At 72.5% G+C, this 8,184-nt stretch carries 7 protein-coding genes; 4 read left to right on the top strand and 3 right to left on the bottom strand.

Annotated elements, in window-relative coordinates:
• Positions 1–8 precede the first annotated feature (8 nt).
• A complete protein-coding gene (locus ACFVN3_RS11415; protein ID WP_378232953.1) occupies positions 9–1,412 on the top strand; it encodes a glycine--tRNA ligase in 1,404 nt (467 codons plus the stop codon).
• 119 nt (positions 1,413–1,531) lie between these two features.
• Here the strand turns inward: ACFVN3_RS11415 and ACFVN3_RS11420 are convergent, their stop codons facing one another.
• The gene (locus tag ACFVN3_RS11420) at positions 1,532–1,690 is read right to left on the bottom strand and encodes a hypothetical protein (protein ID WP_144425673.1); all 159 of its coding nucleotides are present in this window, start codon (positions 1,688–1,690) and stop codon (positions 1,532–1,534) included.
• Between the two features lie 116 nt (positions 1,691–1,806).
• Between ACFVN3_RS11420 and dusB the strand changes: the two genes are divergently transcribed.
• Both dusB and ACFVN3_RS11430 read left to right on the top strand, forming a co-directional pair.
• Entirely contained in the window at positions 1,807–3,051 is a 1,245-nt protein-coding gene (gene dusB, locus ACFVN3_RS11425) for a tRNA dihydrouridine synthase DusB (RefSeq protein ID WP_378232954.1), read from the top strand.
• Positions 3,052–3,120: 69 nt separating this feature from the next.
• Positions 3,121–3,372 (top strand): hypothetical protein, encoded by a 252-nt coding sequence (locus ACFVN3_RS11430; protein ID WP_378232955.1) that lies wholly within the window; start codon positions 3,121–3,123, stop codon positions 3,370–3,372.
• 79 nt (positions 3,373–3,451) lie between these two features.
• Here ACFVN3_RS11430 and ACFVN3_RS11435 read toward each other — a convergent pair whose 3' ends face one another.
• Complete coding sequence (locus ACFVN3_RS11435; RefSeq protein WP_378232956.1) at positions 3,452–5,302, bottom strand: glycoside hydrolase family 13 protein; 1,851 nt, start codon at positions 5,300–5,302, stop codon at positions 3,452–3,454.
• A gap of 203 nt (positions 5,303–5,505) precedes the next feature.
• On the bottom strand, positions 5,506–6,543 hold the full coding sequence (locus tag ACFVN3_RS11440; RefSeq protein ID WP_231581808.1) for a LacI family DNA-binding transcriptional regulator: 1,038 nt from the start codon (positions 6,541–6,543) through the stop codon (positions 5,506–5,508).
• Positions 6,544–6,808: 265 nt separating this feature from the next.
• Here ACFVN3_RS11440 and ACFVN3_RS11445 point away from each other — a divergent pair, with 265 nt between their 5' ends.
• The gene (locus tag ACFVN3_RS11445; protein ID WP_378232957.1) at positions 6,809–8,041 is read left to right on the top strand and encodes an extracellular solute-binding protein; all 1,233 of its coding nucleotides are present in this window, start codon (positions 6,809–6,811) and stop codon (positions 8,039–8,041) included.
• Positions 8,042–8,184 lie beyond the last annotated feature (143 nt).

Below are 8,184 nucleotides of genomic sequence, written 5' to 3' on the forward strand. Positions count from 1 at the left end.
CAGGAGTGATGTCCGTGGCCGCAGCGCCCTCACCCACCGCCCGTCTCGACGCCGTCGTCTCCCTCGCCAAGCGGCGCGGGTTCGTCTTCCCCTCGGGCGAGATCTACGGCGGTACCCGCTCCGCCTGGGACTACGGGCCGCTCGGCACCGAGCTCAAGGAGAACATCAAGAAGCAGTGGTGGCGTGCGATGGTCACCAGCCGCGACGACGTCGTGGGCCTCGACTCCTCCGTCATCCTCCCGCGCCAGGTCTGGGTCGCCTCGGGCCACGTCGGCGTCTTCACCGACCCGCTCACGGAGTGCCTGCACTGCCACAAGCGGTTCCGCGAGGACCAGATGATCGAGGAGTTCGAGGAGAAGAAGGGCCGCGCGCCCGAGGGCGGCCTCGCCGAGATCGTGTGCCCGAACTGCGGCACCCGCGGGCAGTGGACCGAGCCGCGCGACTTCAACATGATGCTCAAGACCCACCTCGGCCCCGTCGAGGACGAGTCCGGTCTTCACTACCTCCGGCCCGAGACCGCGCAGGGCATCTTCGTGAACTTCGCCAACGTCATGGGCGCGAGCCGCAAGAAGCCCCCGTTCGGCATCGGCCAGATCGGCAAGTCGTTCCGCAACGAGATCACGCCCGGCAACTTCATCTTCCGCACGCGCGAGTTCGAGCAGATGGAGATGGAGTTCTTCGTCGAGCCGGGCACGGACGCCGAGTGGCACCAGTACTGGATCGACACGCGCACCGACTGGTACGTCGACCTGGGCATCGCGCGCGACAACCTGCGCCAGTACGAGCACCCGCAGGAGAAGCTGTCGCACTACTCGACCCGTACGGTCGACATCGAGTACCGCTTCGGCTTCTCCGGCTCGGAGTGGGGCGAGCTCGAGGGCATCGCGAACCGCACGGACTTCGACCTCAAGACGCACGCGGAGCACTCGGGCAAGGACCTGTCGTACTTCGACCAGACGAAGAACGAGCGCTGGGTCCCCTACGTCATCGAGCCGGCCGCCGGCCTCACGCGCTCGCTCATGGCGTTCCTCGTCGAGGCGTACACCGAGGACGAGGCCCCCAACGCGAAGGGCGGCGTGGACACGCGCACGGTCCTGCGCCTCGACCACCGCCTCGCGCCGGTCAAGGCCGCCGTGCTGCCGCTGAGCCGCAACGAGCAGCTCTCGCCCAAGGCCAAGGACCTCGCGACGGAGCTCCGGAAGTACTGGAACGTGGACTTCGACGACGCCGGCGCCATCGGCCGCCGGTACCGCCGCCAGGACGAGATCGGCACGCCGTTCTGCATCACGGTCGACTTCGACACGCTCGACGACCAGGCCGTGACGATCCGGCACCGTGACTCGATGGCCCAGGAGCGCGTCGCGCTCGACAAGGTCACCGAGTACCTGGCCGGGCACCTGCTCGGCGCCTGACCGTCAGCCCGAGCGCGCGCCCCCGGGGCCGCGCGCCGGGCACGCAGGAGGGGCGGGACCGTTGCGGTCCCGCCCCTCCGTCGCGTCGTTCGGGACGCGTCGCCCCCTGCGGCCTCGCGCTAGCGGGCCGCCCCCTTCGCCCGGTTGAGCAGGCCGATCACGAGGCTCACGACCAGCACGATGATGCCGATCCAGATGAGGACCTTCGCGGCCTCGATGGCGACGCCGAGGATGAGCAGCACGGCGCCGACGATGACCAGGATGAGCCAGAGAGGCATGTCGTCCCTTTCGTCCATGTCCGGCCTGTATTGCCGGACCTCCTCAACACTGCCACGACCGGCCTCTGCTCGCTCGTCGAACGCCTCTCGCGGGTGATCCTGCGCCGGATGGGACAATGGAGCGCGTGACTGCTCCAGCCTCCCTCCTCAGCACGACGACCGCCGGCCCCGGCACGGCTTCCGCCGGCACGGGTCCGCTGCTCGCGCCGTTGCGGATCGGCCCGATCGTCGTCGACACCCCGGTCGTGCTCGCCCCGATGGCGGGCGTCACGAACCGCGCCTTCCGTACGCTGTGCCGCGAGGCCGGCGCGAGCGGCGGAGACGACCCCGGTCTCTACGTGGCCGAGATGGTGACGAGCCGCGCTCTCGTCGAGCGCAACACCGAGGCGCTGCGCATCGTGACGTTCGGCGCGGACGAGACGCCGCGGTCCGCGCAGGTGTACGGCGTCGACCCGGCCACCGTCCGTGAGGCCGTGCGGATCATCGTCGCCGAGGACCGCGCCGACCACGTCGACCTCAACTTCGGCTGCCCGGTCCCCAAGGTGACGCGCAAGGGCGGGGGAGCGGCGCTGCCCTGGAAGCGGGACCTCTTCACCGCGATCGTGCGGGGTGCCGTCGAGGCGGCGCGCCCCTACGGCGTGCCGGTGACCGTGAAGATGCGCAAGGGCATCGACGACGACCACCTCACCTACCTCGAGGCAGGCAAGATCGCGGAGGGCCTGGGCGTCGCCGCGGTCTCGCTGCACGCGCGCACCGCCGCCGAGCACTACTCCGGCACTGCGGACTGGACCGCGATCGCGCGCCTCAAGGAGACGGTCACGAGCGTCCCGGTGCTCGGCAACGGCGACATCTGGTCCGCCGAGGACGCCGTGCGGATGGTCCAGGAGACCGGCTGCGACGGCGTCGTCGTAGGGCGCGGCTGCCAGGGGCGGCCGTGGCTGTTCGCCGATCTCGCCGCCGCGTTCGCGGGCCGGTCCGAGCGCGTGCGCCCCGGGCTGCGCGAGGTGGCCGACACGATCTACCGCCACGGCGAGCTCATGATCGAGTACTTCGACGGCGACGAGGGCAAGGGCATGCGCGACCTGCGCAAGCACATGGCCTGGTACCTCAAGGGCTACGCGGTCGGCGGTGACGCACGCCGCGCCCTCGCGATGGTCTCGACGCTCGACGAGCTGCGCGGGCACCTCGACGCGCTCGACCAGGACGCCCCGTACCCCGGCGAGGCCGCCGAGGGGCAGCGTGGTCGGGCCGGGTCGCCCAAGACGCCGCACCTGCCCTACGGGTGGCTCGACTCGCGCGAGCTCGACGCCGAGCACGAGGAGCGCCTGCGCGAGGCCGAGCTGAGCGTCTCCGGCGGCTGACGGCGGTCCGGCGGGCGAGCGGGGGACGCGGCGATGCGGCGGGCGGGCGAGCCGTCGTGGCGTCTGTCCATGACGGACGGTCACGACCTCGACCTCCTGCTCTGGTTCCGCGATGCGCTCGGGCTCGTCGTCCCGGGCGACGACGTGCCTCCCCGCGCGGTCCCGCGGTCGCCGGACCGATCGGGTCTGCTGGGGGACGACGAGCGCGTGGCGGCCGTCGGCCCGGGCGTCGTGGTGTGCTCCACGTCCGCCTACGGCGACGACGCGGCGTTCACCGCCGAGGTCGTCCGGGCCGCGTTCGAGTCCGCGCTGCGGGCATGAGGACGGCCGGGGCCCCTGGGGACCCCGGCCGTACCCGGCGGGCGTCGCCGCCCTGTGTCGGTTCCGCCGAGCGCGCAGGTCAGCGCGCGCGCAGCCAGACCGTCGTGTCGGACGGGACGCGGACCTGCGGGTCGGCCGACCGGTCGGTGAGCACGGGCCCCGACGCCACGAGGACCTCCGTGCCGCGCGGCAGCACGACGGGCTCCGTGCCGAGGTTGGCCAGCACCACGACGTCGCGGTTGCGCAGCGCGACGACGTCCGCCGAGCCGGCGTGGTCCTCGACCCACGCGAGCGTGCCCGACCCGAGGCGCTCCGCGCGGCGCGTCGCGAGCGCGGTGCGGTAGGTCTCGTACGTCGAGCCCTCGACGCCGCGCTGCACGTTGGCGGCGTACCGCGCGTAGGACGCGGGCTGGGGGAGCCACGTCTTCCCGGACGGTCCGAAGCCGAAGCCGTCGGCGTCCGCGTGCCACGGGAGCGGGATGCGGCAGCCGTCGCGGCCGGCCTCGGCGCCCTGGGTGCGGAAGAACGCGGGGTCCTCGCGCACGTCGTCGGGCAGAGCGGTGTGCTCGGGCAGGCCCAGCTCCTCGCCCTGGTAGAGGTACGACGACCCGGGGAGGCCGAGCATGAGCAGCGACGCGGCGCGTGCGCGGCGCAGGCCGAGCTCCTCGTCGGGCTGCGGGTCGTGCGCGAAGATCCCGTTGGGGCGCAGACCGGGGTCCGCGAGGCCGAGGCGCGAGGCGTGGCGCACGACGTCGTGGTTCGACAGGACCCACGTCGTGGGCGCGCCGACCTCGTCGTTCGCGCGCAGCGACGCCGCGATCACGGTGCGCAGCGGCGCCGCGGACCAGGCGGTCGTGAGGAAGGAGAAGTTGAACGCCTGGTGCATCTCGTCCGGGCGCACGTAGCGTGCGAGCCGCGAGAGCGGCTCGACCCAGGCCTCGGCGACGAGCGCGCGGTCGCCGTCGTACTCGGCGAGGACGCGGTGCCACGCGCGGTAGATCTCGTGCACGCCGTCCTGGTCGAACATCGGGCCCGAGTTGCCGGCGCCCGTCGAGCCGTCCTCGGGCGCACCCGGGTCGGTCTCCTCCTCGTCGCCGTCGGCGGCCTCGGTGCCCTCCACCATGGACACCGTGCCGTCCCAGTCGGGCAGGCCGTCGGCCTTGATCATGCCGTGCGCCACGTCGACGCGGAACCCGTCCACGCCCTTGTCGAGCCAGAACCGCAGGACCTGCTCGAACTCCTCGCGGACCTCGGGGTTCTCCCACGCGAGGTCGGGCTGCGTGGAGTCGAACAGGTGCAGGTACCACTGGCCGGGCGTCTCGCCCTCGGCCCCGGTGACCGGGCGGGCGTCGGGGCCCGCGGTGACGCGGGTCCACGCGGGGCCGCCGAAGATCGACTGCCAGTTGTTCGGGGGCAGCTCGCCGTGCTCGCCCTCGCCCTCGCGGAAGACGTAGCGGGCGCGCTCGACCGAGCCCTCGGGGGCGGCCAGCGCCGCCTGGAACCACGCGTGCTGGTCGGAGGTGTGGTTCGGTACGAGGTCCACGACGATGCGGATGCCGCGCGCGTGCGCCTGGGCGAGCAGCTCGTCGAAGTCGGCGAGCGTGCCGAACAGCGGGTCGACGTCGCGGTAGTCGGCGACGTCGTAGCCGGCGTCCTTCTGGGGCGAGCGGTAGAACGGGCTCAGCCACACGGCGTCGACCCCGAGCTCGGCCAGGTGGTCGAGCCTGGACGTGATGCCGGGCAGGTCGCCGACGCCGTCGCCGTCGCCGTCCGCGAACGAGCGCGGGTAGACCTGGTAGATCACGGCGTCGCGCCACCACTCGGGCGCCTCGCCCGGGCCGGTGTGCACGAGCGCCCCGGTGCTGAACGGCGCGGGCGCGGTGGCCGTCGCGGTGCTGCTGGTGGTCGGCGTCGAATCGATACGAGTCATCGAGCTGTCGGTCCTCACGTGCGTGGTGTCGGGGTTCTTCGGGGGGATCACTCGGCAGGCGGAGCGGGGGTGACGCCGACCCTCCGTCGAGTGTAAGCGCTTGCGGTGGCGGGGCGACGGGTCTCCTTCCGGGGGTCCGGAGGGTGGTCGCCGATGTCGCGGCGTGCGTCGTGCTGCGTTCGTGCAGCCGCGGCGTGCTGCCGTCAGGCGGTGGGCGCGCCCGTCGCCGGGGCGGCGCCCGTGGAGTCGCGGACGATGAGCTCCGGCTGGAACAGCAGCTCGGAGCGCGGAGCGCGCTCGCCCGCGATCTCGGTGAGCAGCGCGCTCACCGCGGCGTGGGCCATCGCGTTCACGGGTTGGCGCACCGTGGTCAGGGGCGGGTCGGTGAACGCGATGAGGGGCGAGTCGTCGTAGCCGAGCACCGACACGTCCTGCGGCACGCGCAGCCCTCGCGAGCGCGCGGCGCGGATCGCGCCGAGCGCCATGAGGTCGGAACCGCAGACGATCGCGGTGTGGCCCGCGTCGATGAGCTCGCCGCCCGCCGCCTGGCCGCCCTCGACGGTGTACAGGGTGACGACGACGTGCTGCGCCGCCTCGGACTCGTCGGCCACGAGCCCGTGCCGCACGAGCGACTCGGCGAAGCTCGCGAGCTTGCGCTGGGCGGGGACGAACCGGTCGGGCCCGATCGCGAGCCCGATGCTGCGGTGGCCGAGCGAGACGAGGTGGCGCACCGACAGCTCGACGCTCGCGACGTCGTCGGGCGAGACGAACGGTGCGTCGATGCCCTCGGCGAAGCCGTTCACCAGCACGATCGGGATGCCGCGGCTGCGCAGTCGCTCGTAGCGCTCGTGGCTCGCCTGGGTGTCGGCGTGCAGTCCGGAGACGAAGACGATGCCGTCGACCGCGTGGTCCATGAGCATGTCGACGTAGTCGTCCTCGGTCGTGCCGCCGGGCGACTGCGTGCACAGCAGCGGCGTGTACCCGTGCTCCGACAGGAGCGACTCGATCGTCTGGGCGAACGCGGGGAAGACGGGGTTCGTCAGCTCGGGGACGACGAGGCCGACGAGTCCGGCCGATCGGGTGCGCAGCGTCGAGGGGCGTTCGTAGCCCAGCACGTCGAGCGCGGCGAGGACCGCCTGGCGGGTCTCGCTCGCGACGCCGGGCTTCCCGTTGAGGACGCGCGAGACCGTCGCGGTGGAGACGCCGGCCTGGGCGGCGAGATCGCTGAGACGGGTGCGCACATGGGGAAGCGTAGGGGACACCGGACCTCCTCGTCCTGGTCGTCCGACCGGCGAGCCACGAATCTCCGTACGGAGGCACGCGGACCCGTCGGCCGGGGGAGGCGGGCGGGCGCCGGACGGCGCCCTGCAAAGCGTTGCATGAAAGTTACCGCAACGACTTGCATCCGTGCCACCTCGCGCTCTACCGTCGTCGCATCAGGGCCCACGGTCGGTGCGAACCGACGTCGGCCGCCACCGCACTGCAACATGCTGGGAGTGACCACTGATGCGACGGAGCATCCTTCTTGCCGCCGCGCTGACCACGACGTTGGCGCTGGCCGCCTGCTCGTCCGGCGGCTCGGGAGACGAGAGCACCGACGAGCCGAGCGCCGAGGACACCTCCGCCGGCGGCTCGCTCACCGTCTGGGTCGACGAGACCCGCCAGGACGCCGTGACCGCGGCAGCGCAGTCCTTCGAGACCGAGACGGGCACGACCGTCGAGGTCGTCCTCAAGAACTTCGAGGACATCCGCGCGGACTTCCTCGCGCAGGTCCCGACGGGCGAGGGCCCCGACATCACGGTCGGCGCGCACGACTGGCTCGGTGAGCTCACGACGAACGGCGTCGTGGCCCCGCTCGAGCTCGGCGACAAGGCGGCCGAGTTCGAGGAGGTCTCGATCCAGGCGTTCACGCAGGACGGCCAGGTCTACGGCCTGCCCTACGCGATCGAGAACATCGCCCTGATCCGCAACACCGCTCTCGCGCCGGAGGCGCCCGCCACGTGGGACGAGGCCGTCGCCGCCGGCCAGGCCGCGGGGACGCAGTTCCCGATCCTGGTCCAGTCCGACGGTGACAAGGGTGACCCGTACACCCACTACCCGTTCCAGACGTCGTTCGGCGCCCCGGTCTTCACGCAGAACGAGGACGGTAGCTACTCGTCCGAGCTCGCGATGGGCGGCCCCGAGGGCCAGGCGTTCGCACAGTGGCTCGGCGCGCAGGGCGCGGCCGGTGTGCTCAGCCAGGACACCACGTACGACATCGCCGTCGAGGCGTTCAAGAACGGCCAGTCCCCGTTCATCGTCGGCGGCCCGTGGATGATCGACTCGTTCGAGGGCATGGACCTGTCGATCGACCCGATCCCGACCGCGGGCGGGCAGCCCGCCCAGCCGTTCGTCGGCGTCCAGGGCTTCTACCTCAGCGCCGAGAGCAAGAACGCGATCGTCGCGAACGACTTCCTCGTGAACTTCCTGTCCACGGAGGAGGCGCAGCTCGCCCTCTACCAGGCCGGCAACCGTCCGCCGGCGCTGACGGTCGCGGCTGACTCCGCCTCGGCGGGCGACCCGATCGTCGCGGGCTTCCGGGCCGTCGGTGCCGAGGCCGTGCCGATGCCCTCGATCCCCGAGATGGCGTCCGTCTGGAGCTTCTGGGGCGTCACGGAGGCCGCGATCGTCAGCGGTGCCGACCCCGTCCCGACCTGGGACAAGATGATCGCCGACATCCAGGGCGCGATCGACTCCTGACCGGGTCCCGGTCGCCGTCGCGGTGCGCAGGACGTCCTGCGCACCGCGACGGCGACCGGGGCCCCCCAGCCCCGGCCCGGGGGGGCGCCCGCAAATCACAAATCGGGGAGGCACGGGGCGCAAACCCGGGGTCCACCCAGGTG

Origin of the sequence: Cellulosimicrobium sp. NPDC057862 (genome assembly GCF_042797035.1) — a bacterium.
In the GTDB taxonomy this organism is placed as follows: Bacteria; Actinomycetota; Actinomycetes; order Actinomycetales; family Cellulomonadaceae; genus Cellulosimicrobium.

Bases quoted from the DNA above. Each gene is read 5' to 3' on its own strand.
- dusB (WP_378232954.1), top strand. From the start codon at position 1,807: ATGGAGCGCGTGACTGCTCCAGCCTCCCTCCTCAGCACGACGACCGCC.
- ACFVN3_RS11435 (WP_378232956.1), bottom strand. From the start codon at position 5,302: ATGACTCGTATCGATTCGACGCCGACCACCAGCAGCACCGCGACGGCC.
- ACFVN3_RS11415 (WP_378232953.1), top strand. From the start codon at position 9: ATGTCCGTGGCCGCAGCGCCCTCACCCACCGCCCGTCTCGACGCCGTC.
- ACFVN3_RS11430 (WP_378232955.1), top strand. From the start codon at position 3,121: ATGACGGACGGTCACGACCTCGACCTCCTGCTCTGGTTCCGCGATGCG.
- ACFVN3_RS11445 (WP_378232957.1), top strand. From the start codon at position 6,809: ATGCGACGGAGCATCCTTCTTGCCGCCGCGCTGACCACGACGTTGGCG.
- ACFVN3_RS11420 (WP_144425673.1), bottom strand. From the start codon at position 1,690: ATGCCTCTCTGGCTCATCCTGGTCATCGTCGGCGCCGTGCTGCTCATC.